Origin of the sequence: Roseateles rivi (genome assembly GCF_043555845.1) — a bacterium.
GTDB classification, from domain to species: Bacteria; Pseudomonadota; Gammaproteobacteria; order Burkholderiales; family Burkholderiaceae_C; genus Roseateles; species Roseateles rivi.
The window spans coordinates 1-823 of record NZ_JBIGHZ010000017.1; the positions used below are offsets into that span (position 1 = coordinate 1).

The 823-nt window shown below is 71.4% G+C and carries 1 protein-coding gene; it reads right to left on the bottom strand.

What is annotated here, in order from left to right; translation table 11 throughout:
- A partial coding sequence (locus ACG0Z6_RS16595; RefSeq protein WP_394463455.1) for an amino acid adenylation domain-containing protein occupies positions 1–823 on the bottom strand: 823 nt, incomplete at both ends.

Below are 823 nucleotides of genomic sequence, written 5' to 3' on the forward strand. Positions count from 1 at the left end.
GCCTGCTTCAGGCCTGCGTCGTCGAACTGCTCAGTCGCGCACGCCACGTAGGCCACGAGCCGCTGCTCCCGCGCCACCACCACCGCGTGCTGGATGCCCGGCTGCGCCAGCAGCTGGGCTTCGATCTCGCCGAGCTCGATGCGCAAGCCTCGCAGCTTGACCTGGTGGTCGATGCGCCCGAGGTACTCGAGCTGCCCGTCCGCACGCCAGCGCACCAGATCCCCCGTGCGGTACAGCCGCTCGCCGGCCGTGCCCAGCGGATCGGCCACGAAGCGATCGGCCGTCAGCCCCGGGCGATTGAGGTAGCCTCGCGCCAGTCCAATGCCCCCGAGGTACAGCTCCCCGGCCACGCCCTGCGCCACGCGCTGCAGCTGCGCGTCGAGCACCACCGCGCGCGTGTTCGCAATCGGCCGCCCGATCGCCACCTGGCTCTGCCCGTCATCGCGGCAGGTCCAGTGCGTGACGTCGATCGCCGCCTCGGTCGGGCCGTACAGGTTGTACAGCCGCGCCTGCGGCAGCCGCTCGAACACCTGCTGCTGCGCCGCCGCCGGCAGCGCTTCGCCGCTGCACACGATGCGGCTCAGGCTCGAGCAAGCCTCGATGCCCTCGTGGGCGAGGAAGGCCTGCAGCATCGACGGCACGAAGTGCAAGGTCGTCACGCCGTGGCGGCGGATCTGCGCCACCAATCGAGCCGGGTCCCGGTGCTCGCCTGGGCCGGCCACGGCCAGCCGCGCGCCGAACATCAGCGGCCAGAAGAACTCCCACACCGACACGTCGAAGCCGAACGGGGTCTTGTGCAGCACCGTGTCGGTCGGGCTCAGGT